The sequence below is a fragment of the Mesorhizobium sp. genome, from assembly GCF_017306585.1.
Taxonomy (GTDB): domain Bacteria; phylum Pseudomonadota; class Alphaproteobacteria; order Rhizobiales; family Rhizobiaceae; genus Mesorhizobium.
Genome location: NZ_JAFKIC010000206.1, coordinates 1 through 25,292, shown reverse-complemented (window position 1 = coordinate 25,292; position 25,292 = coordinate 1). Strand labels below are relative to the sequence as shown.

Annotated in this window: 20 protein-coding genes and 1 pseudogene; 16 read left to right on the top strand and 5 right to left on the bottom strand. The window is 65.6% G+C overall.

Annotation, left to right across the window (positions count from 1 at the left end):
- Positions 1 to 199: pseudogene (locus J0I79_RS25415) on the bottom strand (hydroxyacid dehydrogenase); the annotation flags it as partial.
- A gap of 145 nt (positions 200 to 344) precedes the next feature.
- Here J0I79_RS25415 and J0I79_RS25410 point away from each other — a divergent pair.
- From J0I79_RS25410 to J0I79_RS25390, 5 genes are all read left to right on the top strand, one after another.
- The gene (locus J0I79_RS25410) at positions 345 to 1,436 is read left to right on the top strand and encodes a LacI family DNA-binding transcriptional regulator (protein ID WP_292865782.1); all 1,092 of its coding nucleotides are present in this window, start codon (positions 345 to 347) and stop codon (positions 1,434 to 1,436) included.
- A gap of 75 nt (positions 1,437 to 1,511) precedes the next feature.
- Entirely contained in the window at positions 1,512 to 2,501 is a 990-nt protein-coding gene (locus J0I79_RS25405; RefSeq protein WP_292865779.1) for a substrate-binding domain-containing protein, read from the top strand.
- A gap of 137 nt (positions 2,502 to 2,638) precedes the next feature.
- A complete protein-coding gene (locus tag J0I79_RS25400) occupies positions 2,639 to 3,631 on the top strand; it encodes an ABC transporter permease (RefSeq protein WP_292865776.1) in 993 nt (330 codons plus the stop codon).
- Positions 3,628 to 4,404 carry an ATP-binding cassette domain-containing protein gene (locus tag J0I79_RS25395; protein ID WP_292865772.1) on the top strand — a complete coding sequence of 259 codons (777 nt, stop codon included), beginning with the start codon at positions 3,628 to 3,630 and terminating at the stop codon, positions 4,402 to 4,404. Before J0I79_RS25400 ends, J0I79_RS25395 begins: the two co-directional genes overlap by 4 nt.
- A 1-nt stretch (position 4,405) precedes the next feature.
- Positions 4,406 to 5,260 (top strand): sugar phosphate isomerase/epimerase family protein, encoded by an 855-nt coding sequence (locus tag J0I79_RS25390; RefSeq protein WP_292865769.1) that lies wholly within the window; start codon positions 4,406 to 4,408, stop codon positions 5,258 to 5,260.
- 706 nt (positions 5,261 to 5,966) lie between these two features.
- On the opposite strand, the gene J0I79_RS25385 is transcribed toward J0I79_RS25390, so the two are convergent.
- A complete protein-coding gene (locus J0I79_RS25385; protein ID WP_292865766.1) occupies positions 5,967 to 7,175 on the bottom strand; it encodes an NAD(P)/FAD-dependent oxidoreductase in 1,209 nt (402 codons plus the stop codon).
- Between the two features lie 95 nt (positions 7,176 to 7,270).
- Complete coding sequence (locus tag J0I79_RS25380; protein ID WP_292865763.1) at positions 7,271 to 8,773, bottom strand: formyl transferase; 1,503 nt, start codon at positions 8,771 to 8,773, stop codon at positions 7,271 to 7,273.
- Between the two features lie 280 nt (positions 8,774 to 9,053).
- On the opposite strand from J0I79_RS25380, the gene J0I79_RS25375 reads away from it, so the two are divergent.
- The 5 genes from J0I79_RS25375 to J0I79_RS25355 all read left to right on the top strand — a co-directional run bounded on the left by J0I79_RS25375 (position 9,054) and on the right by J0I79_RS25355 (position 16,584).
- Complete coding sequence (locus J0I79_RS25375) at positions 9,054 to 11,180, top strand: Wzz/FepE/Etk N-terminal domain-containing protein (protein ID WP_292865760.1); 2,127 nt, start codon at positions 9,054 to 9,056, stop codon at positions 11,178 to 11,180.
- Position 11,181: 1 nt separating this feature from the next.
- The gene (locus J0I79_RS25370) at positions 11,182 to 12,492 is read left to right on the top strand and encodes a VpsF family polysaccharide biosynthesis protein (RefSeq protein ID WP_292865757.1); all 1,311 of its coding nucleotides are present in this window, start codon (positions 11,182 to 11,184) and stop codon (positions 12,490 to 12,492) included.
- Positions 12,493 to 12,668: 176 nt separating this feature from the next.
- Entirely contained in the window at positions 12,669 to 15,527 is a 2,859-nt protein-coding gene (locus J0I79_RS25365; protein WP_292865754.1) for an autotransporter domain-containing protein, read from the top strand.
- A 276-nt stretch (positions 15,528 to 15,803) separates the two neighbouring features.
- Positions 15,804 to 16,088 (top strand): hypothetical protein, encoded by a 285-nt coding sequence (locus tag J0I79_RS25360; RefSeq protein WP_292865752.1) that lies wholly within the window; start codon positions 15,804 to 15,806, stop codon positions 16,086 to 16,088.
- Positions 16,089 to 16,296: 208 nt separating this feature from the next.
- Positions 16,297 to 16,584 (top strand): GIY-YIG nuclease family protein, encoded by a 288-nt coding sequence (locus J0I79_RS25355; RefSeq protein WP_292865749.1) that lies wholly within the window; start codon positions 16,297 to 16,299, stop codon positions 16,582 to 16,584.
- A 101-nt stretch (positions 16,585 to 16,685) separates the two neighbouring features.
- On the opposite strand, the gene J0I79_RS25350 is transcribed toward J0I79_RS25355, so the two are convergent.
- Both J0I79_RS25350 and J0I79_RS25345 read right to left on the bottom strand, forming a co-directional pair.
- Positions 16,686 to 17,963: a cellulase family glycosylhydrolase gene (locus J0I79_RS25350; RefSeq protein WP_292865746.1), complete on the bottom strand. Its 1,278-nt coding sequence runs from the start codon at positions 17,961 to 17,963 to the stop codon at positions 16,686 to 16,688.
- On the bottom strand, positions 17,960 to 19,129 hold the full coding sequence (locus tag J0I79_RS25345; protein WP_292865743.1) for a DUF1972 domain-containing protein: 1,170 nt from the start codon (positions 19,127 to 19,129) through the stop codon (positions 17,960 to 17,962). The genes J0I79_RS25350 and J0I79_RS25345 overlap by 4 nt, the downstream gene beginning before the upstream one ends.
- A 441-nt stretch (positions 19,130 to 19,570) precedes the next feature.
- Between J0I79_RS25345 and J0I79_RS25340 the strand changes: the two genes are divergently transcribed.
- The 6 genes from J0I79_RS25340 to J0I79_RS25315 all read left to right on the top strand — a co-directional run bounded on the left by J0I79_RS25340 (position 19,571) and on the right by J0I79_RS25315 (position 25,170).
- On the top strand, positions 19,571 to 20,740 hold the full coding sequence (locus J0I79_RS25340) for a glycosyltransferase (RefSeq protein WP_292865788.1): 1,170 nt from the start codon (positions 19,571 to 19,573) through the stop codon (positions 20,738 to 20,740).
- Positions 20,737 to 22,038 carry a hypothetical protein gene (locus J0I79_RS25335; protein ID WP_292865740.1) on the top strand — a complete coding sequence of 434 codons (1,302 nt, stop codon included), beginning with the start codon at positions 20,737 to 20,739 and terminating at the stop codon, positions 22,036 to 22,038. The genes J0I79_RS25340 and J0I79_RS25335 overlap by 4 nt, the downstream gene beginning before the upstream one ends.
- Before the next feature lie 60 nt (positions 22,039 to 22,098).
- Positions 22,099 to 23,289 carry a GNAT family N-acetyltransferase gene (locus tag J0I79_RS25330; protein WP_292865785.1) on the top strand — a complete coding sequence of 397 codons (1,191 nt, stop codon included), beginning with the start codon at positions 22,099 to 22,101 and terminating at the stop codon, positions 23,287 to 23,289.
- 9 nt (positions 23,290 to 23,298) lie between these two features.
- Positions 23,299 to 24,519: a GNAT family N-acetyltransferase gene (locus J0I79_RS25325; RefSeq protein ID WP_292865737.1), complete on the top strand. Its 1,221-nt coding sequence runs from the start codon at positions 23,299 to 23,301 to the stop codon at positions 24,517 to 24,519.
- A 150-nt stretch (positions 24,520 to 24,669) separates the two neighbouring features.
- Positions 24,670 to 24,846: a Flp family type IVb pilin gene (locus J0I79_RS25320; RefSeq protein WP_292865734.1), complete on the top strand. Its 177-nt coding sequence runs from the start codon at positions 24,670 to 24,672 to the stop codon at positions 24,844 to 24,846.
- 99 nt (positions 24,847 to 24,945) lie between these two features.
- A complete protein-coding gene (locus tag J0I79_RS25315; RefSeq protein WP_292865731.1) occupies positions 24,946 to 25,170 on the top strand; it encodes a hypothetical protein in 225 nt (74 codons plus the stop codon).
- The last annotated feature ends 122 nt before the right edge of the window (positions 25,171 to 25,292 follow it).

Genomic DNA, 25,292 nt, shown 5'->3' with positions numbered 1-25,292 from the left:
CGGCCGAGATCGGCGGCTGGCCGATGATGTAGCGAGCCTCGGCCAGTGTTTCGGCGGGCAGCTTCGCGACCCCGTCGGCCGTCGTCTCGACGATGCGATAGCCGGCCCTGAGCCGCGCCAGTTGCGGCGGCGTGAAGATGAGTTCCAGCGTGCGTGGTTCCGGCGCGCTGATGACCAGCGGCAAGCTGCTGTTTGGCATGGTTATTCCTCCCGGCGCGCAGCGGCTGCGCTTTTACCTGAGGTAAAATACCGACGGTGAACCGATTTACAACTGCGAAAAATCGATTTACTCATTTTGGCGTGGACAGAAAATGCTGATGTCCGCACCTCGGGGAGGAGGTTTCATGGCGCACAGGCAGGATCAGCAGCGGCGGTCGTCGATCCACGACGTGGCGAGCCGTGCCGGCGTGTCGGCGGCCACCGTCTCCAAGGTGCTGGCGGGCGTCACCACGGTCAAGCCCGAGAATGCGCAGCGCGTCTTCGATGCCGTCGAGCAGCTGGGCTACCGCGTCGATCCGCTGGCGTCGGATATGCGCCGGGCCAAGCGCCGCATCATCGGCGCCATCATGCCGGAATTCGAAAGCGAATTCTTCGGCCAGATGATCACCGAGCTCGAAGGGCTGGCCGAGCAGCGCGGCTATACGCTGGTGGCGGCTTCGAGCCGCGAATCCGAAGCGCGCGAAAAGGAGATCCTGGCGCGCATGCATGACTGGCGCGTCGCCGGCGTGGTGCTGGCGCCGGTGCGCAACGAGCATGGCCCGGCGGCCGACTTCATGAAGGCCAATGGCATGACCGGCGTGCTGATCGACCGCGTGCTGTCCGACGACGCCTTCGATACGGTGTCGGCCGACAGCGCGGCGGCGAGTGCGGAGGTGGCGCGCGAACTGGTCGGCAAGGGCCATCGCCATATCCTCGTCGTCGGCCTCGGCGAGCAGGCGGCCACGGTCAGGGCGCGCCTCGACGGGTTTCGCGGCGCGGCGCTGCAGCTGGCGCCCGGCATGCGCATCGATGTCGTGCTGGCCGAAAGCGATGTCGGGCCGCTCAGGGCGCAATTGCGCGACTATTTCGATGCCTGTGAGGGCAAGGATCGGGGCGAAGGGAAGGGCGAGCGACCGACCGCCGTCTATTCGCTGTTCCTCAAGGGCACGCTGGTGGCGCTTTCGGAGTTCCGCCGGCGCGGCTGGCATTGCCCCAACGACATTTCGCTGGTCGGCTTCGACGACGCCGAATGGATGCAGGTGACATGGCCGGCCATCGCCGCCGTGGTGCAGCCAGTGCGCCAGATCGCGGGCCACGCGATGGAGGCGCTGTTCGCGAGGATCGAGGGTGGGGAGGGGCCGCCGAAGGCGCGGCTTGAACCCTGCCGGGTTTTGATGCGGGAATCCGTTGGCTCGCCAGGCAACGGCCCGCATGAAGGGGGAGGAAACCGACAATAGCCCCCATTGTCGAGACTGGTTTGGCGCCGCGCCTGGCCCCGGCTCGCGGCATCTAACATCAACAGGGAGGAAGACATGACTGCGTTCGTTCTCAGGATAAATCGATTTACTCTTGCTTTTGGCGTCGCCATGGCAGTGTGCGCGGCCACATCGGCCAAGGCCGAGGACGCCGAATACGGCGTGCTGATGAAGACGTTGGCCAATCCGTTCTGGGGCGCGATGAGCCAGGGCGTGGAAGCCGGCGCCAAGGGCGCGGGCGTCAAGATCTTCGAGCAGGCGGCAGAAAGCGACCAGGCAGCCGAGCCGCAGCTCAACCTGTGCAACACGATGCTGGAGCGCAAGCCGGCGGCCATGATCACCGCGGCCATCAACTCCACCAACCTTCTGCCCTGCCTGAAGGTGGCGCAGGAGGCCGGCGTCAAGATCGTCGACCTCGACAACAATCTCGACCAGGCCGTGCTCGACAAGGAAGGCATCAAGGTGACCTTCCATATCGGCTCCGACAACAATGCCGCGGGCGCGCAAGGGGCGGAATATCTCGTCTCCAAGCTCGGCAAGGACGCCAAGGGGCCGGTGCTGGTGATCGAGGGCCTGTCGGGCAACATCACCGGGGAGAAGCGCGCCAAGGGTTTTGCCGACAAGCTGAAGGAACTGGCGCCGGGCCTGGAGATCGTCGCTTCACTGCCGGGCGACTGGGATCGCGGCAAGGCCGCCTCGATCGCCACCGACACGCTGACGGCGCATCCCGATCTCGTCGCCATCTTCTGCGCCAATGACGGCATGGCGCTCGGCGCGGTCGAATCCGTCTACGCCGCCGGCAAGGGTCCGCAGGTGACCATCATCGGCGTCGACGGCAATTCCGATGCGGTGAAGTCGATCAAGGAAGGCCGCCTCAACGCCTCGGTGGCGCAGCTTCCCTACCTCGTCGGCAAGCAGGCGGTCGAGAACGTCAAGAAGGCGCTGGCCGGCGAGAAGGTCGAGGACAGCATCGCCGTGCCGACGCTGGTGCTGACCAAGGAGGTCATCGACGCCGGCAAGGAGCCGATGCTGGAATACGTCAAGTAAGGAAGGGAATAGGCAGTAGGCAGTAGGCAGTAGGCAGTAGGCAGTAGGCAGTAGGTGCCGCCGGTTCGATGGCGAAGACATCCGATCTTCCCTACTGCCTAAGCCCTACTGCCTATTGCCTCACAAGAGGTGCAAAAATGGCTTCCCAAACAGCGCAGCCCGGCCTCTGGTCCCGCGTCCAGCGCGCCTCCGTCGAACGGCTTCACATCCGGCTGGAATCGCTGCTGGTGCTGGTGGCGCTCAGCGCCGTCATGGCGGTGCTGTCGCCCTATTTCCTGTCGCTCAGCAACTTCCTCAACATCCTGCTCGCGACCTCGACGATCGGTGTGCTGGCGATCGCCGCCACCTTCGTCATCGGCTCGGGTGGGCTCGATCTCTCGCTGGGCTCGGTGATGGGGCTTTCGGGCGTGGCCGGCGCCTTCGTCGCCGTCAATCTCGGCTGGCCGTGGCCGCTGGCGGTGCTTGCCTGCATAATCGCCGGCGGCATTGCCGGCCATATCAACGGCCAGCTTGTCACCCGCGCCTTCGTGCCGGCCTTCATCGTCACGCTCGGCATGTTGGGTCTTGCGCGCGGGCTGGCGCTGGTCATCTCGCAGGGCAGGGCGATCTACGGCCTGCCGGCGGAGATCGTCTATCTCGGCCAGGGCCGTCCGTTCGGCGTGCCCATGCCGGTCATCATCTTCGTGCTGACGGCAATCGTGGCGCACTGCCTGCTCGCCTATACGCGCTTTGGCCGCCACACGCTGGCGCTGGGGGATAGTGAGGGTGCTGCCCGCGCGGCCGGCATCCGCGTCGAACACCACAGGCGCATCATCTACACGCTGTCGGGCGTGCTGGCCGGTCTCGCCGGCCTGCTGTTTACCGCCCGCGTCAATGCCGGCGATCCGACCGCGGGCATCAATTACGAGCTGACGGCCATCACGGCGGCGATCATCGGCGGCACCAACCTGTTCGGCGGCCGCGCCTCCATCCTCGGCACCATGATCGGCGCGCTGATCATGGGCGTGCTGCAGAACGGGCTGACGCTGCTAGCCGTCCAGTCCTACTACCAGCAGATGGCGATCGGCGCGGTGCTGATCCTGGCTGTGTTCATCGACCAGTACCAGGTGCGCAAGGAGGCCCGCGTATGACCCTTCTTACGCTCAAAGGCATCCGCAAGAGTTTCGGCGCGGTCGACGTGCTGCATGGCGTCGACCTCTCGATCGAGGCGGGCGAAGTGATCGGCCTGGTCGGCGACAATGGCGCCGGCAAGTCGACGCTGATGAAGACCATCACCGGCATCTACCGGGCCGATGCCGGTTCGATCCAGCTCGACGGAAGGGATATCCTGCCGCTCGACCCCGGCCAGCGGCGCCGGCTCGGCATCGAGATGATCTACCAGGACCTGTCGCTGGCCAAGCAGCAGGACGTCGCCGCCAACATCTTCCTCGGCCGCGAGCCGGTGAAGAAATGGTTCGGGCTCATTCCGGGTTTCGTCGACAAGGCGCGGATGGATCGCGAGGCGGCCGGGATGATCGAGCGGCTGGGCGCGCATCTGCCGTCGATCAACCGCTCGGTCGGCTCGTTCTCCGGCGGCCAGCAGCAGACGGTGGCGATCGCCAGGGCGCTGACCTTCAACCCCAAGCTGGTGATCATGGACGAGCCGACGGCGGCACTTGCCGTGCGGGAGGTGCAGAGCGTGCTCGACCTCATCCGGCGGCTGAGGTCGGAAGGCATATCGGTCATCCTGATATCGCACCGGCTGAACGATGTGCTGGCGGTCACCGACCGCATCGTGGTGCTGCGCCACGGGCGCGCCGAGGCGAACCTGACCACCGCGAAAACCAACATGAACGAAGTCGTCGGCCGCATCGTCGGCGGCGGCGACACCAGCGCCGCGGCGGCGCATGAACAGAGAGGCTGAGATGAACACCTTCGGACTGCACACTTTCGCCATCGCCCCGGTCTGGGACCTCGACCTGATCGAGCCGCAGATGGAGCGGCTGAAGGGGCTGGGCATCGGCCTGCTCGAAATCCCGCTGCTGCGCCCCGAGGAGATCGACACCAGGCGCACAAAGGCTTTCGCCGAACGCTGGAATGTCGAGCTTATTCCGTCGCTTGGCCTGCCGGCCTCACTCGACGTGGTGGCGCGGCCGGATGAGGCGCTGGCCTTCCTCGAACCGGCCTTCGGCGTCTGCGAGGCGGTGGGCAGCGCAGCCCTCGGCGGCGTCACCTACGGCACGATCGGCAAGACCTCAGGCCGCGCGCCGACCACGGACGAAATCGACGGCATGTGCCGCTTCCTCGTCCGCGCCGCCAGGGCCGCCGGGGCGCATGGGCTGAAGCTCGGCATCGAGCCCTGCAACCGCTACGAGACGCATCTGATCAACCGGGGCATCGATGCGACGCGGATCATCGAACGCGTCGGCGCCGACAACATCTTCATCCATCTCGACACCTACCACATGCATATCGAGGAGGAGAGCTTCGAGGCCGGCTTCAAGGCCGCCGCGCCCTATCTCGGCTATGTCCATGTCTCGGAAGCCAATCGCGGCGTGCCGGGGCGCGGCATGCTGAACTGGGACGCCTGCATGAAGGCCATCGCGGACATCGGCTATACCGGCGCCATCACGCTGGAAAGCATGAACCATGTCGATGTCGACATTGCCGGTGGCCTCGCCGTGTGGCGACCGGTGGCGGAGAATCCCGACGACGTCATCGGCGTCGGCCTGCCGTTTCTGCGCGAGGTGGCGCGCAAGGCCGGACTGCGACTGGGGTGAGGGGAGCGCATCCGTCCGGCGCGCTCACGAAAAAGCCCGCCGGCCGGAGCCCGCGGGCTTGTGTCTTGAAGCGGTGATTTGCCCTTAGACGCAGACCGACGTCGGGCAGATGGCCGTGACGGCCGAGAGCTTCTCGCGCTTCAGCAGAACCGGCTTCTGATATGTCTTCTTCATGAAACTATCCCCTATTGCCCTCAAGTCGCGACCCTTTCCTGCGTCGCCGATGATTGTCAACGGCGCGGCCGGGGCGGGCCCTGTTTAAAATCCGGCGGTGTGGCCGATAAGCAATAGATGAATCTGGAATGGCACGACGGGCTGCCCGGCAGGGCTTATTTCCACCGGCGAAGCCGCGAGTGCCTGCCCTGGCACAATTGACAGCCGGCAACGAACCAGTTCTTCTGGCGCCGCATCCAACGCGGAGGGCATATTAGGTGAAGAAATACGAGAAGCCGAGCTGGCAGAAGCGCCAGCGGCTGTCGGCCATCACGGCCGCTCCCTCAGGGAGCAAGCCGCCGCCCTGAGCGGTCCGGCATAGTGCTGAAGAAACCGGAAGGCGCGGTCGGTCGATCGCGCCTTTTGCTTTGGCGATGTCCGCCTGTCCGCGCTTTTCAACGCGCGCCGAACGGCGAGCGCTTCCCTTCTCCCCGGGGAAAGGAGAAGGGAAGACGCCTCTGCCTTCGATGGCGCGAGAAGAGTGGGAGGACCCTCACGCCATTCCGGGCTCCCGCCGCAATCCCAAATGGCGCATCTTGCGCCCGATGATCATAAGCTGCCGCGCCGTATTGTTGCGCAGGCGCCGCACGCGCCACTCCAGTCCGGTTTCGGTGGTGATGCGCTTGGCGTAGATGCTCAGACGCATCCCTTCCTCGTCCGAGGCCACCTTGATCGGGTCGTCATAGAAGGCGTTGATCTTGTCCGCCGTCATTCCCGGCGTTTCGAGCCATTTCGGGATGTGGACCGTGCAGAGCTGATCGATGTCGGTCATCACCCGGCCAATGCCGATGCCCGGCGTCGGGCATGTCGTCCAGAATGCGTCACCGACGAAGACGACGCCGTCGCGGCGATGGCCCTGCGTTTTGGTCAGGCTGACCTGCCTGACGTCGACGGGCCCCGACACTTCGAAATTGCCGCACTGCGCCGCGATCTCGGGCATTAGGTCGCACAGCATCTTCTGCGGCGCCTCGCGAAATGCCTTGGTCCAGGATTCTGCGAGGTTGCGATAGAGGAATACGTTCACCCGCATCCTGTCGCCGATGGGAAAGACGCTGGTGTAGGCGATGCGCTCGGAGGCCCGCTTGCCGTAGGAGGTCACGGCCTGATAGGGGCAATCCCTGGGCGATATTGCGAGATCGAACCCCATCGCCATCGAATGCGCCTTCGACAGTTCGATGCGCTCGACGCCGATGGCGCGACGCAGCGCCTCGCTGTAGCCGGTGGCCACCACCAGCAGCCGGGCCTCGATGACGGAGCCGTCGGTGAGCACCAGGCGCTGCCGGTCCGGTCCGGTCGAAACCTCGGCCACCTTGCCGACGGTCAGCGGCACTTGCGGCGGCAGGGCATCGCGCAGGCCGTTGATCAGCGCGCCGTAGGAAAAGGCATATTCCCACTTATTTTCGCGTGCGAACAACTGGCCGAGGCGGAAGACATAGATGTCGTTCATCGGGGTGACGAGAGGCATGATCGCCCTGTCGATGCCGAGTTTCTCGAACTGCCGCATCTGGCTCATGCCGATCTTCTCAGCTCGGAACTCTTCGTGATGGACGCGGTGCGGATCGATCAGCGCCACCTTGCGGCCGGCGTTTCCCAACACCATGGCCAAGGTGGTGCCGGCCATTCCGGCGCCAACGATCGCTACGTCGACTTCGGCCGGGCCAGCCTGGGCGGTGGTCATGTCGCTTCCCTTTCTGCTGGTCATCGTTTCTCTCCACAATCTGTGGTGGAAACTATCTTCCAGCCCTTTATCAACCTCAAGCAACCAGCACGCGTGGCCGGTAGTAACACTTGTTTACCTTAACGGCCGGGCCGTTGTTTCCAGCGCGGCGCGATCGCCGAGCCGTCGATGAATTCCAGGCCGCCTGCCTCGTTGAGCGTATGCAGCTTGCGTCCATTCCATAGCGGCCCAGGGGTTAAGATCGTCTCCACGACCTGCTCCATGCCAGTCAAATCAAGGTGAGTGACGCGTGCGATGCCGAGTGCGGCGCCATAGCTCCTGCGGCAGTCCTGCACGGGGCGCAGCAACTGGCCGTTGCGTTCGACCATGCGTCCCGCCGGGCGCGCCGAGGCGATGTCGACCAGCACGGGATTTTTGGGATGCGGCGTCCAGGGCCCGCGAAAGTCCGGCGCCGACCAAAGATGCAGCGCGTCGGAGAAGGCGCCGCCGCCGTCGCGCACCGTGGCGAACAGCCACCAGCGCCCGCCATGCTCGACCAGCGTGGCGTCGCTGGCGACGATATCGGATATGAGCGTCGCCTCCTTGACCCAGCCGCCGGGGAAAGCGGTGGCGCGGTAGAGGTCGACCGTGCGGTTGGCGCAGCTCTCGGGCACCATCCAGACCTCGCCGTCGCGTTCGAAGACGAAGGGGTAAGAGAGGTGGTAGGGCAGGTCGAGCACCGGCTCCGGGCGACCGACCGGGCCGGACGGGCCGAACGGCACGGCGGACAGGACGGCCTTGCCGGTGCGGTGGATATAGTCCTCGACGAACAGCGTTACCTGTCCCTTGTAAAGCAGGGGAAACGGGTCGGCGTAGAAGCGGGTGCCGTCGTCGGGCAGGTCCCGCCATCCCGTCGCGGGATGGGCGCGCAGGTCGTAAAGGTCGCTTCCATTGGTCTGGCGCCAGCCGACTTTCCAGTGCGGGGCGTTGTAGCAGAGGTGGTAGATTTTCTGGACGATGCGCCGCGCCAGCGCCTTGCCGGCCCTGATGCCGAGCTTGGCGCCGGAAGGCATGGCCGCCGGCCCGGCGGCTTGCGCGGGCTCGGGCAATACGGGCAGGCCGGCGCCAGCCGCACCGGTCACGGCCGCGACGATCAGGCTCGCCGTGCGCGCCAGCATGTCCTGGAAGGAAGCGATGGCGACGCCGCCATATTCGGTGCCGAGGCGCCCCTCGGCGATGGCGGCGCCATTCTCCTCGACGCGGGCGACCGGGGTCCGGCCATTGAGGATCGCCGCCAGCAGGGCGGCTTCGCCGGCGGCGCCGTCATAGGTGACGCGCCAGACGCGCGCGCCGTCGCGGGCCACGTCGCCGCAAAGGTCGATCACCAGATCGGGCGCGGCGGTCGAAGAGTTCTTGTAGGGGGCCAGCGCGGAGGGCGGCACGCGTTTGGCCGCACCATCCGCCGACATGCCATGGATGACAGTCTCGAGCTGGAACAGGGCCGCGGCGTTGCCTGGAACGCCGCCGGCGGCCGGCCTGGCATCGGCGGACACCTCGACATCGGGCAATGCCGACAGGCGCTTGAGCAGCGTCAGGTGGACCTCACGCAGGCATTCACTGTCCAGGCGCAGGCTCACCCGCATGTCGCACCCCTCGTGTCGCGTTCGAAATCCGTGTCGTGTCCGAAATCAGGGCACCGGGGATGCCCGGGTGGATGGGGCAAAATGAAACGCTGCCCCATTTCCATCCGTCTCCCGCCGCTTGCGCCCGTGTCAACACGTCCGTGCCTTTACTACGCAAAGTCCGTGCCAAAAATCAGAAGAGCTCCCAACATAATTAACAGTGTTTTAACAGTTGGAGGAATAGCTAGGGTTAGGCCGCAATTTTAACTTGCAGGCACATGGAGTGTTGTCGGAGCGACCTTTGCAATCATCCCTGCTCTCGTTGCCGCAACAACATGCTCCCGAGGTCATTCACTATGTCCCGGAGCCGGGGCCGACGCCGCCCCAGCCAGGCTCGAGCGTCGAGCTCGGCGACCTCAAGCGCATATTGGTGCGCCGCCGTTTCCTGATCCTGGCCACCGCGGCACTGCTGACCCTTTTGACGCTGCTCTACGGATTGCTGACGCCGGCGCTCTACAGTTCGGTGGCCGAGATCATCGTCGATCCGCAGGACCTGCAGGTGGTCACCAACGACGTCAATCCGAGCCGCGTGCCGCCCGATGGCGGCATCACCATGGTCGAAAGCCAGGTTGCCGTCGTCCAGTCGAGCGGCGTGCTGTTGCGCGCGATCAAGGACACCAACCTGACCGAGGATCCAGAGTTCAACGGGCAGGGCCTGCTGTCGCGGCTGTTGGGCAGCGTGCTCGGTTCGGGATCGGCCGAAACCGACAAGACGGGCAAGACGCTCGATGCCTTGCGCCGGCGCCTGGCGGTCAAGCGCGCCGACAAGGTGCTGGTGCTCGACGTGGTCGTCACCGCCAAGAGCGCCGACAAGGCGGCGATGCTGGCCAACGCCATCGCGCGCGCCTACCTGGCCGACCAGGCGAGCGCGCGCGCCAAGATGGCCACCGACGCTTCCGATTCCATCAGCGCGCGGCTCGACGAACAGCGCAAGCGGGTGCAGGCGGCCGAGAACGCCGTCGAGGCCTACAAATCCGCCAACAACATGGTGATGGCGGCGGGCAATCTGGTCAGCGACCAGGAACTGACCGAGATCAACACGCAGCTTTCGGCCGCGCAAAGCCGCACCGCCGCGCTGAAGGCGCAGGTCGACCAGCTGCGCCGCTCGGGCGGCGCGCCGGACGCGACTTCGGAAGCCATGCGCTCGTCGACGATATCGAGCCTGCGGGCGCAGGAGGCGACGCTCGTCGATCAGGTTTCGCAGCTCGGCACGCAGCTCGGACCGCGCCACCCCGCGCTGATCGCGGCCCAGCAGCAGCTGCGCGACACGCGTGCGCTGATCGCGCGCGAGCTCGCGCGCATCGCCTCGGCGGCCGATGCCGATTATGAGCGCGCGCTGGCCAACCAGCAGGCGCTGGAGGCCAAGGTCGCCGGCATGAAGAGCAAGTCGCTCGACACCGACCAGGCTTCGGTCAGGCTGCGCGAATTGCAGCGCGACCTCGAAGCGGTGCGCTCGGTCTACGCCACCTACCTGCAGCGCGCGCAGGAAACGCGCGAGCAGATCAATGTCGACAGCACCAATGCGCGCATCATCTCAGAGGCCATGCCCGCCTTGAAGAAGAGCTGGCCGCCGCTGCCGCTCCTGCTGTTCGGCGCCCTGTTCGGCGGGCTGGGACTGGGCACCGGGCTGGCGCTGATCGCCGAATATTCCTCGCCCACCGTGCTTTCGAGCCGGCAGATGCAGTCGGCCATCGACGCGCCTGTGTTCGGCGTCCTGCCGGGCAAGTCCGGCGGCCGTCGCTGGTGGCCCTTCGGCCGCGCCGCGACCACGGCCAACCAGAAGATGGACGCCGTCGCCGGGCTGGCGCTGCGGCGCCTGTTCGCCGCCAGCCGGCGCCCGCCGAACTGGCCGCTGGTGCCGTCGATCCTGGTGACCTCGCCGCCCGAGGATGCCGCCCAGCGCGGCCGTGTGGCGCGGCTGCTCGCCAATGCGGCGGCCGCGCGCGGCAGCCGCGTGCTCTACATCGACACCAATGCCGCCAGCGGCAAGAAGGAGCCGCAGCCCGGCCTGCTCGACGTGCTGCGCGGCGAATACGCTTTCCAGGCGGTGAGCCAGAACGCGCCCGGCAGCAATGTCGCGGTGCTGGGCCGGGGCCGGCAGACGGCCGCGTTCTCGGAAGCGCAGGGCGTTTATTTCACGCAGCACATGCTGGCGCAGGCGAGCCGCGACTTCCAGCTGGTGGTCGTCGACGGCGGCGCGCTGGCCGACAATCTCAACGCTTCGCCGCTGGTCGCCATGGTCGACGAGATCGTGCTCGTCGCCACGCTGAACACGACGTCGATGCGCGAGGTCAACGCGACCTCGGAGGCGATCTCGGTGATGGGGCGGTTGCCGACCGGCGCCTTGCTGGTCGACGAGGCGGCCTGACATGTCCGCCAGCTGGGCCGCTTCCGGCCGTGGCGCCGCCGCGCCGCGCGCCGGCGCGTCCATGGACTGGGTGACGCAATCCGGCCTGGTGGTGATGGTGGCGGTGCTGTTCAGCGTGTCTGGCGGCATGCTGTGGCTGGTGGGCTATAATTATGACGGCCTGATCGGCAACCCGGCCACCAAGATCCATCCTTCGACCTATCTCCTGGTGCTTCTCTTTGCCTGGCGGGCCTGCACCTTCGGCAATCCCATCGGCTATATGGTCTCGGTCGCCGACAGGCGGCCGGCCAGCACGCTGATGGCGGTCATCTCGATCGTGCTGCTCATCGTCGTCATCTTGCGGCAGCGGCCCGGCATGGCCGGCATGATCGATACGTTCGTGGCGCCGGCGCTGCTGGTCATGATGCTCGCGGAAGCTGACGACAAGACCTTCGGCCGGCTGCAGAAGGTCGTGCATGTGGTAATGACGGCCAACGCGCTGCTGGCGCTGTTCGAATTCGCCACCAAGACGCTGATCTTTCCCTATCGCCTCGACGGCGAGGCGTTCATGACCGACCTGCGCTCGACAGCGCTCCAGGGACATCCGCTCGCCAACGCCACGGTCACCTCGATCTATGTGCTGTCGCTGCTTTCGGGCGCGCGCTCGCTGCCGACGCCGCTGCGGCTCGGGCTGATCGGCCTGCAATGCGCGGCGCTGGTCGCCTTCGGCGGTCGCTCGGCCATGGTGCTGACCATCGCGCTCGGCGGCTGCTACATGCTCATCCAGGGCCTGCGCACCTTGCGCACGGGCCGCATCAACCTGCTCGGCGCCGCGCTCGGCTTCATCCTCGCCGCGCTGGTGCCGGTGGTCATCGCGGTCGCGGCCTCTTACGGCTTCTTCGACGCGCTGCTCGAACGCTTCGTCTCGGATTCCGGCAGCGCCAACGCCCGCGTCGAGATGTTCGACCTGTTCAACCATTTCGAGCTGCGCGACATCATCGTCGGTCCCGATATCGACCTTGTCGAGAGCCTGCGCCGCATCAGCGGGCTGGAACAGGGCATCGAAAACCCGGTGATCCGCATGACCATCTACCAGGGTGCCTTCTTCACCCTGCTGATCTTCTTCAGCCTGGCCCTGTTCCTCTACGAGGTCGCCCGCCGCTGCGGCCCCGGCATCTGGCTCCTGATGATCGGCTGGCTGATCCTGCTCAACACCTCCGAAAGCATCGCCTCGAAGACGACGCTGCTGACCAAGTTCGTGGTGATGGCGCTGGTGCTGTATCGGCCGGTGGTGGTGGCGGTGGGGCGGCCCCAAACGCAGCCGAGCGCCTAGTCGTCCTAGGCGGCGACGGATGCTCCACTTTACCACGAATATCGGCATGCCGGTGGCAGGCACTCAGCCGCAAAACTGCTCCCAGAAATAGTCTGATGCGGTTGTCGGGAACGTGAAGATTGCGCAACGGATTCGTGGCAAGGGTGGGACAGTTCCAGCCTCCGAGAACCCGCCCCTTGCAGATCAAGCCGTTTCTCCTTGCCTCCGCATCGACCCTTGCGCTTCTCGCCGCGCCCGTGGTGGCGCGCGGCAGTTGCCTGATGCCGGCCACCAGCGGAGCCTACACCAATGCGACGGTGATCTGCGGCATCGTCACGAATGGCGATCTCGACCTGACGAATAGCGCGACGGGCATGATCGGAGGGGGCGGCGTTCGTGATACAGGGAGCACCGACACCACCACGATCGACAATGCCGGCACGATTTACGGGACGCCGGCAATCGACCTGCAGGGGGCGCTGACCCTTACCAACCGCACCGGCGGCGCCATCTTGGGAACGAGCGGCACCGCCATTCGCTTGGGCAGCAGCGGCGTCTCGACGATCCTCAACGACGGTAGGATCGACGGCGATTTCGTCGGCATCTACGCGAGCGGCCATCTCGACCTCACCAATAGCGTGACGGGCGAGATCAGTGGGGGAAGCTTCGGCATCCGTGATACGTCGAGCTCGGACTCCACCACGATCGACAATTCAGGCGGCATCGTCGGCGGCACCGGACTGTTCCTGCAGGGCGCTCTGAAGTTGACCAATCGTGTCGGCGGCAGCATCAATGCGACCTCCGGCACGGCGATCCAATTGAACTCCTTTGGCGGGTCGTCGACGATCGTCAACGATGGCACGATCGAGGGCAGTTATTCTGGGATATGGGGCCGTAACCTCACCCTGACGAACAGCGGCACGATACTTGGCGACACCTATATCGGCATCCTCGCGTTCAATGACCTGACCGCCACCAATACCGGTACGATCTCGGGCAAATACGCAGCCTTGTCTACCGGCGGGAACCTGACACTCGACAATTCAGGCGAGATCCGCCTCCTGGCCGGCGATGCCACCTCCATCGCCGTGGCGAGCATGGGCATCACCAATACGATCACCAATTCGGGCATCATCGACGGCAATGTGGGCTACGGCATCTCCGTCGACGACACGTCGGCCGGCTCCTCTCTGAGCTTGGCCAACAGTGGCGCGATCACCGGCATGTACGGCGTCTATTCGCAGGTCGCCGCGACGACGGTTGACAATTCGGGGACCATCACCGCCGACACTGCTGGCATCTATGCTAAAAGTGCTTCCGCCGACGCGTCTCTGGCGCTGACCAACAGCGGTACGATCACGGGGGGCACATTCGGCGTCTATTCGCAAGTCGCCACGACGACGATCGACAATTCGGGGACCATCGGCGGCTCGAGCGTCTTTGGCATCTATACCTACGACTTGGCTGCCAACACGTCGGTGGCATTGACCAACCGTGGCACGATCACCGGCTTGTACGGGGTCTTGTCACAAGCCGCCAAGACGACGATCGACAATTCGGGGGCCATCGGCGGCACGGGCATATTTGGCGTCTATGCTGGAAACTCGGCTGCAGCCTCGTCCCTGGCGTTGACCAACCGTGGCACGATCACCGGCATGGACGGCGTCTCTTCACAGGTCACCAAGACGACCATCGACAATTCGGGGACCATCGCGGGCACCCGATACGGCGTCTACGCCAATGACGCCCTCACGCTGACCAATACAGGCCTCATCTCGGGTGGTGCTGCCGCGGTCCTGCTGCATGGAAACGGCAACAGCGTCGGCCTGGACAAGGGGGCTCGCTTCGATGGCGCGATCGACTATGCCGGCACCAGCGGCAACACTACCCGCTTCGGCCATGGCAGTTGGATCCTCGATGTCGCCAATTACGATGCCGCGGACAACACGATCGTCACCGCCGGCAGCGCCTATGTCGTGAAGCCAGACCAGATCATCGTCGCCGATGGTTCCGCGGTGCAGGCCGGCGCGCGCAGCGCGCTCGACATCACCCGCTCGCTCTCGGGCCTCGCCAGCGATGCGCTTTCGCAGTCGTCGGCGTCCTTGCCGGTCGCCGGTTCCTCCGGCGGCGCGCTCGCCTATGCCGACGACGATGCCGTCGACCGGAGATTTGCCTCCGCGGCGTTGCCCGGTTCAGGCCAGGAAAACGCGTTCTCGCACTTTTCCAACGGCGCCATCGGCGATGCCGCCGGCAACATCGTCTGGTCGCGGGTCCTGGTCGGGCGGAGCACCGTCTCGCAGGACGCGGCCAATGCCTCCTCCTGGATGAATTTCGTCGGCGTCGCCTTCGGCGGCGATCATCGCGTCTCGGACACGCTGCGCCTCGGCGGCTTCTTCGGTCTCGCCGACAGCCGCACCGAGACCGACGGCGACGCCTCGCTCAAGTCGAAATGGTACTATGCCGGGCTCTATGGCGGCTGGTCGCCCGGTGCCGCCTTTGTCGAGGGAAATCTTACCGGCGGCTATGCCGCCAACCGTTCCGAGCGCCTGATCACCAACGGCCTCGCCACTGAGACGGCCAGCGGCGACTATGGCTCGACCTTCTTCTCGCCCGAGCTCGCCGTTGGCTATCATGTCGCGTTGCGGCCCGGCGTCAGCCTGACGCCGCAACTGCGCGTCCGCTATCTCGGCGTCGACGCGGAAGGCTACAGCGAAACCGGTTCGAGCGCCGACATGACGGTATCCCGGCACTATACCGGCTTCCTGGAGGAGCGGGCACTGGCCAAGCTCCAGTTCGACAATGCGCGCTGGAGCCTCTTCACCACCGTTGGCGTCGTCGGCCTGCACCGCATCCAGGGCTCGGGAACGAATGTCAGCCTTCTCGGCATCGACTCGACCGTGGCGGGAGGCGACGCCAATCTCTTCGGCGCCACCTTTGGCCTCGGTGGGGACTGGAAGATGACCGACACCGTCTCGCTCCATGGCGCCATCAACGGCACCGCCTTCAACAACAATGCCAGCATCGACACCAATGTCGGGTTGAAGATGGTGTTCTGAGGGGGATGAAAGCGCGGCTGGACCTCCGCCGTTAGCGTCAGGCTCTCCCCTTCTTTCGTCATCCTAGGGCGAAGCAAGGAGCGAAGCAACGCGCGCAGACCCTAGGACGTGAGCTCATAAATGCAAACGACCGGGTTGGTTGGATTGGAGACAAAGCTCGGCATTGACGAGCGTGCGATCTGCATGATTGATTGACGCATCGCCAGTTCGACCCGGTTGCCGGGTTTCCTTATGCCAAATAGACCAGACTTCGACGGGCTAATGAGGGCTGTCTGCGTGGGCTATGGCTATTGCGGGAGCTTACAAGAAGAAGGTTTTGTGCATGTTACCGACTTCTTTCCCGAGCGAGGCAAGGTAACAGCAGAACAATTCATTGACTGGCTCTTCATGGCAGAAGGCCACCAAACGCTGCGCTGTCCTTCCGCAATGTTGATGCGCGAGAAAATTCGAAGTTGCTTCATCGGTTATATGGGCTCGGATGTCGTCAATGCCCGGAAGCTGCGCGATCTCACAGATAGCTTGCATGCTGCGTCGCCCAAGCCTCGTCCGAAGCGCCGTTAGACGACGATCATGACCAAGTTCGCTGGTGCTGTATCGGCCGGTGGTGGTGGGGCGAAGAGTGCAGACGCACCCACGCGTTTCGTCATCCTAGGGCGAAGCAAGGAGCGAAGCGACGCGCGCAGACCCTAGGATCCATGCCGCGACGCCGATCGAGTGACGCAGCGATCCAGAATTGTCACCTCAAACAACACCAGATTAGAATCGAAGCATGACCGGGTATGTCTACATGACTGCGAGCCAGAAACGCGGCACAATATACATCGGCGTCACCAACGACCTCGGACGCCGCATGCCCGAGCACAGGTCTGGCCAAGGCGCGGGCTTTACCAGCCGCTACGGCGTGCAACGCCTTGTTTGGTACGAGGAATATTTCGACATAACCGATGCGATCCAGCGCGAGAAGTCGCTGAAACGCTGGTCACGACAATGGAAGATCGACTTGATCGAGAAGACCAATCCGGAATGGTTCGAACTTTTTCGCGGCACCGGATGGTGACGTTCTGCGCCGTGGTAGCGTTCGCGAGTCGCGGCATGGATCCTAGGGTCTGCGCGCGTCGCTTCGCTCCTTGCTCCGCCCTAGGATGACGAAGCTAAGGGCTACTCCACCATCCTCAACCCCAGCGCCTCGACCATCGCCGGGTCCAGCACGCGGGTTTTGTCGTCCATCATGCCCATGCCGTCGAAGAGGTCCCAGAAGGCCCAGGGGAAGCCGGCGGCCTCCGCGCTTTGCCTGACGTCCGAGATGTAGCGGGCGCGGTCGGGGTTGGGGGCGGCGGTGTAGCGGGCGTCGGTGCGCAGCGCGCCGAACTCGCCCATGATGACGCGCTCGGGCGCTATGCCGTGGGCATCGGCCCAGGCGCGCGCCTGGGCGAGATATTTGTCGATGAACCAGCGGTCGGGCCTGGCGTCGAAATAGACCTTCAGCACGCGCTCGGTTTCGGCGTAGGCCGCTTTTTTGTCCGCTTCGGAGGTTTCGGTATCCGTGGCCATGCGCGCCCGGACCGAGGCCAGCGTCTGTTCCAGCGAGCCGGCGGAGGCCGGCCACGGCACGTTGTTGAGAGAACGATAGACCGGCTCGCGCATCCACGGCGCGCCCTGGTGGCTGAACAGATAGGGCTCGTAGAAGTGGAAGGTGAACAGGATCGGCTCGAAGGCCGAGAGCGGCGCCGGGTCGAGCGCTGCCAGCCCGCTCACCATCGAGCCGCAGCCGCCGGTGACCACCAGCGGCAAGGTCGCCGACGATGCCCGGGCGGCTGTCAGCAGTGCGGCCTGGACGTGGCCCCAGACGTTGGAATCGCAGGATTGCGCCGGCTCGTTGACCGGCTCCAGCGCCACCATGTCCTGCGTAAAGCGCTGCAGCCGGCCGGCAAGTTCGCCGACCAGGCCGCGATAGGCTTCGAATTCCGGCGCGGCGGTGCTGGAAACCATGCGGTCGGGGTTCCAGTAATGGGTAGCGGCATTGGCCTGCACGTTGACGATGATGCCAAGCCCGGCGTCGAGCGCGGCGGAGACGGCCGCGTCCAGCATGTCCAGGAGCTTGCCGCGCGTGGCCGCGTCGCCTGCCAGGAACGGGCCGGGATCGACCGGCAGGCGGATGAAATCGAGGCCGCTGGCGCGCAGCCGGCGCAGGTCGTCTGGCGTCGGCACCGGGCGCTGCGTCTGGAAGGGCGGCCAGGCATAATCGGTGCGCGGCGCGGGAAATGCGCGCGTCAGCGCAAACCAGGGCCAGGCGTTGACGCCCCGGCGGAAGCGCCATTCACCGGTCGCGGCACGCGCCGGCCGCGTGGACGGGAGCGCCGCGATCGCGGCCATGGCGGGCGCAAGCGTCGTGGAGAGCGCCGTCCCCAGCAGCCGCCGCCGCGACCAGCCGGTCATACCGCGCCGGGCGAGGGGCGGTCGATCGCCGCCGGCCGCGCCGCTTTCACGCCGAGCAGCCGGTAGGCCTCGTTCTCATAGGCAAGCAGCACGTCCTCCCAGCGGAAGGCTTCGCGGGCGCGCGTACGGGCCGCCCCGCCGCAGGCCGCGACCAGCGCGTCATCCTCCATCGCCCGCCGCATTGCCTCGGCGCAGCTTGCCTTGTCCTTGAAGAAGATGGCGGCGGCGCCGGCGGTCCACCTGTTGTAGGGATTGTCGTGCGCGATCACCATGTTGCCGGCGGCCAGCGCCTCGACCAGCGACGGGTTGGTGCCGCCGACCGTGTGGCCGTGCATATAGGCGCGCGCGTGAAAGCGCAGCGCCTTCACCGCCGCCTGGTCGTAGATGGCGCCGGGCAGCACCACGGAGGCATCAGCCGCCTCGCGGACCGCGACATGATAGGGGATCTTGTCGGACAGCGTGCCCAGCACAACCAGCTTCATGTCGCTCTTCCGACCGCGAAAGGCCTCGACGATCGGCAGGATGTTGTTGTCGGGCTCGATGCGCGCGATCGAGATCAGGTATTTGCCTGGCTCGAGGCCGAGCGCGCGCACCGGCGCTTCGGGGGCCGACGTCACCGGGTCGGCGCCATAGGTGATGGTGGAGATGGCCTTGCGCGGACGGCGCGTCGCCAGGTGGTCCGCGATGACGGGATGGTCGGCGACGAGGCGGTGCGAGGCCCAGGCGCCGATCCACTCGTTCAGCCAGAACCAGCTGCGCGCCGCCGGACCCCATTTGGGGCGCCGCCACTCGATGCCGTCCATGTTGGTGATGACCTTGCGCCGCATCAGCCTGAGCCAGGTCAGGAAGACCGCGCCGTTGTAGCCGAGCACGAGGCACACGCCGTTCCGGCGCGCGGCGTCGAGCACGCATTGCCAGTCGAATTCCAGCGTCGCGCGCGGACCTTTCGAGGCGACCTGCACGTGGATGAGGTCGATGCCGTTCCAGGTTTCGGTGCGCACCCTCCGGTCCACCCGCTCGACCTCTTCCTGGCAATAGACGCCGACCTTCCAGCCACGGGCGACCAGGAAAAGCGCCAGCTTCTCGGCGAAGGTTTCGAAGCCGCCATGGGCCGCGGGGATGCCGCGTGTTCCCAGGATCAGGATGGAGGGCTGTTCCGGTTTCATGTCCGTTGGCGCTTTCGGGTCCGCTCGATCCGCTGTGGAAGGCTCAATCATCTCAAAAACCGCGGCCTTGCGGCGTGCCCGCCAGACTCAGTCCCGGCCATCATTGCATTAGGGTTGTAAAATATTTCTTCCAAACGCCCGGGTTGTTTCACTATCGGTCAACTTTCCGCTCGTATGTGTATCGAAACGAGGCATTGCCGGCGTCTGGCGACCAGCTAACAGACAAATCAGGCCCGGCATGATCCTTGCTCGAAGGCTTCTGTGCGCCAAAATCGGCGGAGGCGTGCAGCATTGGTGTGGTGATCCGGCTCTACTTCCGTGTCTTGACCATACTGGCAACCAGTGAAGTCCAAAGGGGTGTTGGACTTGAAGTTACCGGTCGCTGATACCGTCAGGCGGCGGGATCGTCAAACCACCCCTGACAGAAAGATGCATGTGAATATGCGGATTGCCTGCATCCATCAGGGCTATGAACTCTACGGGTCCGACCGCAGCTTCGCCGAAAGCGTGGCTGCGTTGCGCGCCGCGTTTCCGTCCGCCGACATCGAGGTGGTGCTGCCGCGAAGCGGACCGATCGTCCAGATTCTCGAACCCCATGCCAGCCGGATCGTCTTCGAGCCGCTCTGGGTGCTGCGGCGGCAGGCGATCCTGCGCCTTGCCACCATCGAAATGGCGCGGCTGCCTTTCGCGGTGCTGAGGGCATGGCGGCGGATGCGCGCCTGCGACCTCACCTATGTCAACACCTCCATCGTCGCCGACTACGCGCTGGCCGCACGCTTTCTCCCCCGCAAGGCGGTGCTGCATATCCACGAAATTCCGGAAGGCGCCATGCGCAGGGTGCTGGTCGGGCTTATGCACTGGAGCCACGCGGACCTGATCTTCAATTCGCGCGCCACGCGCGCTACGTTCGGCGAGCCCAAATCAGCGCGCTCCCATGTCGTCTACAATGGCGTCGCCGGCCCGGCCGCGCCCGAGCCGATGACCTATGACGGCAAGCGTCCGCTGCGCGTGCTGCTGCTTGGCCGCATCAACCGGATCAAGGGTCAGGAAGTGCTGCTCGAGGCGATCGCCTCGATGCCGGCGGAGCTGAAGTCGAGGGTCGAGGTGCGGCTGGTCGGCAGCGCCTTCGAAAGCATCGAGCGCGAACGCGCGCTGGCCGAACTGGTCGAGACCATGGGCCTGGCCGGACAGGTCAGCGCCTTGCCCTTCATACCGGACCCTTCGGAACATTACCGCTGGGCCGATATCGTCACCGTGCCGTCGCGGCGCCCGGAATCGCTCGGCCGCGTCGCCATCGAGGCGATGGCCTATGGCCGGCCGCCGCTGGTGTCGGCGATCGGCGGGCTGGTCGAGGTGGTGGCCGATGGCGAGACCGGCTGGCATGTCCCGCCCGGCGATGCCGCCGCGCTGGCCGCGAAACTGCGGGAGATCATCATCGCTCCAGAAGCGTGGCGCGGTTTCGTCGCCGCCGGGCGCAAGCGTTATGAGACGATCTTCAGCGAGCCGGTCGCGGCAGCCGCCATCGCGGCAATCGCCGCCGACAAGCTCAAGACGACAGCGGCAAGGCCGGGCAGGGCGGCAACCGCGCGCCAGGCGGAGACACGGCCGTGAGATTCCCCGCCCATCTCGTGCGGCGCCTCGTGCTGATGATCGGCGGCGAGGCCATGCAGAGCGGCTTTCACTTCGCGCTCAACATCATGTTGCTGCACATGCTGTCGGCGCAGGGCTACGGCCTGTTCGCCATCGCCATGGTGATGGGCGGCGTCGGCCTGTCCTATATCAGGTCGCTGACCGCCGTGCCCGCCTCGATATGGATGGGCAAGAGCACCAACAAGGCGGGCGTTGACGCCCATGACGTGGCCTTCGGATCGGCGGCGCTGGTGGTGGCGCTGCTGATGGCGCTCGGCACCGGCATATTGATGCATCTGCTGGGTGACCCAAGCGGGCTCGCCGCCGGCTGCTTCGTCGGCGCCTGGTCGCTGCGCAGCCATATGCGCACGGCTTTCTTCGCCCGCCGCCAGCAGGTCATCGTGTCGATCAGCGACGCCGCCTTCACCATCGGCGGCACGCTCCTGGCCGCGCTCGCGGTCTGGATGGCGAGCGATGTGCTGCAGAGCGTGTTCTACGCGCTCGCGGCGGCGAACGTGCTGGGCATTGCCGTTCTGGTGCGCCTGGCGCGCCGCACATTGCGCGTCTCCTTCCGCATGCCGACGCGGCGGCGCTATGCCAAGCTCTGGCGGCAGCTCTGCTGGTCGGCCTTCAGCGCCACCACCACCAACATACAGGGCCAGTGCCTGGCGCTGCTGGTGGCCGGCATCGCCGGGCCGGCCGCCTACGCGCCGCTGGCGGCGGTGCTGGTGCTGTTCGCGCCGCTGCGCATCATCAGCCTCGCCTTCGTCAACATGACGCAGCCCGAGCTCGCCAAGCTGATGAGCAGGAACGAGACGCGCCGCGTCTGGGCGCAGGCCAAGATGTGGTCGCTGGTCATGGGGCTCGGCGGCCTCGCCTATGGCTGCGCCATCCTGTTCGTGCTGCCGATGATAAAGTCGCAGGCCCTCCAGGATGCCTCGGTCGGCTTCATCGGGCTGTTCGTGATCGCCAATTTCGTGCCGATCATGCTCTACATCATGCCGCGCATCGTGCTGGAGATCCTCGGCGATTTCCGCATCGTGGCGTTCATCACCATGGGCGGCGCGATCGTCGGGCTGGCGCTGATCGCCATCCTGCTCGCAATCGCGTCTCCGCCATGGGCGCTGCTGGGTTCGGCGGTCTCCGAGACCTTCGTGCTGGCGCTGTCCTGGTATTTCGCGCATCACCGCATGTGGAACATCGAGCACCCGGACAAGCAGCGCAACAGCCTGCTCGGGTCGTGGCGGCGGGCGGTCACGTTCGCGCCGGCGAAACGATAGGAGAGGGACGTGGCAGTCGAGGCAGTGCAAATTGCCGTGCCGACCAGTTCGGCCGACGGGCTGGAATTGCATCCGGTCGCGGCCAACGATGCTTTCACCGTGCGCCTGCACACCAGCCTCGAAACGGTCCGGCCGCTCTGGCTGCGGCTTCAGGAGAGCGGCATCTGCACCGGTCACCAGCGCTATGCCTGGGTCGAGGCAATCGTTGCTCGCCTGATGCCGGAAGGCGCCGAGCCGCTGATCGTCGAGGTGAACGACGCCGCCACCGGCGCGTGCCGGATGCTGGTGCCGCTTATGCGGCGGCGTGCCTTTCACCATCGGGTCGTCGAATGGCTGAGCTGTGGCGTCTGCGACTATTCGGCGCCGCTTCTGGCTGATACCACGCCCTGGACCGCGCACTCCGCGCGGGCCGCATGGGCGGCGGTCCGCTCCGTGCTGCCGCGTGCCGACCGTTTTCACATAACGGGGATTCCGCGCGAGATCCAAGGCGTCGCCAATCCGCTTGCGCTGCTCGCGGAGGCGCGCGATTCCATCCACAGCACCTTTGGCCTTGCAATCGACGGTGAAGCGGAGACGTTGCTGAAGCGCGTCTGCAGGCCCTCCTTCGTCAAGGAGTTCAACAAGGACTGGCGCCGGCTCGAGCGCATCGGCAGCGTCGAGCTTGTCGAGGCCGCCAACCCGGCCGAGGTGGAAAAGATCTTCGGCGAACTGGTGCGCATGCGGCTCGCCCGTTTTCGCGAGCTTGCCCGGTTCGACCTTCTGACGCAGGAAACGGTGGTCGATTTCTACCGCGATGCCGCGATCCGGGGCCTGGCCGACGGATCGGTGCGTGTGTTCGGCCTGCGTGTGGGAGAAGCGCTGATCGCGGTGCAATATCTCATGGTTCATCAAGGCACTGTTCATGCTCTCATGATAGCCATGGATCAGAGCGTGGCGCCGAATGTGTCGGCCGGACTTGCGATCATGGGCAGGTTGATGGTTTGGGCGCGCGAGCAGGGCCTTGGTTATTTCGACCTTTCGGTCGGCAGCCAGAGCTACAAGGGAAATTTGGGCGCCAAGGGTTCGGTCCTGGTCGAACTTTGCCACGGGTTCACGATGCGGGGCAGTGCGGCCAGCACCGCCATCAATTTCCGCAGCCGGACCGAGGCTTTCGTTCGCTCAAACCCGAGGCTGCTGAAAGCGGCGCAGGGAACGATGCGGGGTGTGAGGCGCTTGCGTGGAGGATGCCGGGAAGGCGGGCCAGAACAGTAGGAGAAGCGCTTGGCTAGCCAGGCAGTGAGAAAGGCCGCGATGACCGACACGCCGGACGGATTGCTTGCTCCGGCCACGGTCGGCGTGGGCGCTGTGCGCTATACGGCGCGGCTGCACACCAGTTTCGACAGCGTCAAGCTGCTGTGGCGGCGGTTCGAGGCGACCGGCCTGTGCACCGGTCACCAGGGTTTCGACTGGGTGACGGGGATCGCCGAACGGCTGATGCCCAAAAGCGCGGTCCTGCTGGTCGTCGAGGTCAACGACGCGGCCACCGGCGTTCCGGTCATGCTTCTGCCGCTGATGCGGCGCCGGGCGCTCGGCCACTATGTCATCGAATGGCTGAGCTGCGGCGTGTGCGATTACTCGGCGCCGCTGCTGGCCGATACCAGGCCGTGGACGACACAAAGCGCTGACGCCGCCTGGGCGGCGGTGCGCGCCGTGCTGCCGCCGGCGGACCGTATCCATGTCGCCGGCATTCCGCAGGAGATTCACGGCGTCGCCAATCCGCTGGCGCTGCTTTCGGCGTCGCGCGATTCCATCCAGATCGCTTCGGGCCTTGCCATGGACGGCGATCCCGAGACGCTGATCAAGCGCATCTGCAAGGCGTCGTTTTCGAAGAACTTCCACAAGCATTGCCGCCGCTTCGAACAGATGGGCGGCCTCGCCTTGGTGGAAGCCGAGACGCCCGCCATGGTGGAGCAGCATTTCGCCACGCTGCTGGAGCTCAGGCTCAACCGCTTTCGCGAACTCGGCCGCTTCGATCTGCTGACGCAGGCGCCGGTCGTCGAGTTCTATCGCGCCGCCGCCTTGCGGGGGCTGTCGGATGGTTCGGTGCGGCTGTTCGGCCTGCGCGTCGGCGACGCATGGCTTGCTTCCATCTATGTGCTGATCAAGCAAGGCACCTTGCACGCGCTGCTGCTCGGCATCGACCAGGACGCCGTGCCCAACGTATCGCCCGGCCTGACGACCATCGGCAAGCTGATGATGTGGGCGCGCTCCCAGGGGCTCGATTATTTCGACCTGTCGGTGGGCAGCCAGGGCTACAAGCAGCATATCGGCGCCTCGAGCGCGGTGCTCGCCGAGCTCTGCCAGGCGATGACGCTGAAGGGCAGGGGCGCCACAGCCTATATCAGGCTGCGCGGCAAGACCGAGCTTTACGTGCGCTCCAGGCCGGCGCTGTTCAAGGCCGTGCAGGGCGTCATGCGCCGCATGCGGCGATTGAAGAACTGATCCGTTCGCGGGCCGGCAATCCGCGACGAGACTTCGGATCCTGATTCAACCCGGCCCCGGAACACCTTAAAAAGGCTGGCAAAACTTAACCGAACCGCAACCTGCGGTCGCTATAGGGTTGCGTGAGGGATCAGTCATCAGGGGCTTGCAATGCCAGCAACAGTTTCCCGGTTCATCCGGGACGAATCCGGCGCGACCGCCATCGAATACGGCCTGATCGCCGCCCTTATCGCGCTTGCTATCATCACCGGCGCCGGCGCGCTCGGCAATGCCATCAACGCCAAGTTCACCGCGATCGGCACGAAGCTCAACAGCAGCGGTTCGTAAGGCCAAATTGACAGGAGGACGGGTCTCCGTCATCCTTGGGGCGTCGCCGTGCCGCGGGAGCGGCCATGTTGCGTTTGAGAGGCGACCGAGGGCAGCGTCATGTTCAGTCCCGTCACCGGCCAGAATGCCAAGCGCGCCGCCGTGCGCAAGGCGCTCGACGCTCATAAGGTCTACATCACCGCGCAGAGCTTCGCCGACGGCGCCTACAGCGCCCGCGTGCTGGTGGACGGCGAGGCCTACTGGGTGGATGAGTTCCGGCTGAGCCAGTTGCGCCAGGGGCTGACGCCGGCGGAGCTTGAGTTGACCCCGGCCACCGACGATTGAGCCGTTTGAAAAATCGCGAGCTGTGCGAAGGTAGCGCTCTACGGCGCCCCCCTCTGTCCTGCCGGACATCTCCCCCTGAAGGAGGGAGATTGGCTGTCCCTCCGGCTTTCGCCAATTCTCGA

Bases quoted from the DNA above. Each gene is read 5' to 3' on its own strand.
- J0I79_RS25410 (WP_292865782.1), top strand. From the start codon at position 345: ATGGCGCACAGGCAGGATCAGCAGCGGCGGTCGTCGATCCACGACGTG.
- J0I79_RS25390 (WP_292865769.1), top strand. From the start codon at position 4,406: ATGAACACCTTCGGACTGCACACTTTCGCCATCGCCCCGGTCTGGGAC.
- J0I79_RS25355 (WP_292865749.1), top strand. From the start codon at position 16,297: ATGACCGGGTATGTCTACATGACTGCGAGCCAGAAACGCGGCACAATA.
- J0I79_RS25400 (WP_292865776.1), top strand. From the start codon at position 2,639: ATGGCTTCCCAAACAGCGCAGCCCGGCCTCTGGTCCCGCGTCCAGCGC.
- J0I79_RS25405 (WP_292865779.1), top strand. From the start codon at position 1,512: ATGACTGCGTTCGTTCTCAGGATAAATCGATTTACTCTTGCTTTTGGC.
- J0I79_RS25340 (WP_292865788.1), top strand. From the start codon at position 19,571: ATGCGGATTGCCTGCATCCATCAGGGCTATGAACTCTACGGGTCCGAC.
- J0I79_RS25385 (WP_292865766.1), bottom strand. From the start codon at position 7,175: ATGACCAGCAGAAAGGGAAGCGACATGACCACCGCCCAGGCTGGCCCG.
- J0I79_RS25395 (WP_292865772.1), top strand. From the start codon at position 3,628: ATGACCCTTCTTACGCTCAAAGGCATCCGCAAGAGTTTCGGCGCGGTC.
- J0I79_RS25350 (WP_292865746.1), bottom strand. From the start codon at position 17,963: ATGACCGGCTGGTCGCGGCGGCGGCTGCTGGGGACGGCGCTCTCCACG.
- J0I79_RS25320 (WP_292865734.1), top strand. From the start codon at position 24,670: ATGCCAGCAACAGTTTCCCGGTTCATCCGGGACGAATCCGGCGCGACC.
- J0I79_RS25315 (WP_292865731.1), top strand. From the start codon at position 24,946: ATGTTCAGTCCCGTCACCGGCCAGAATGCCAAGCGCGCCGCCGTGCGC.
- J0I79_RS25370 (WP_292865757.1), top strand. From the start codon at position 11,182: ATGTCCGCCAGCTGGGCCGCTTCCGGCCGTGGCGCCGCCGCGCCGCGC.
- J0I79_RS25380 (WP_292865763.1), bottom strand. From the start codon at position 8,773: ATGCGGGTGAGCCTGCGCCTGGACAGTGAATGCCTGCGTGAGGTCCAC.
- J0I79_RS25345 (WP_292865743.1), bottom strand. From the start codon at position 19,129: ATGAAACCGGAACAGCCCTCCATCCTGATCCTGGGAACACGCGGCATC.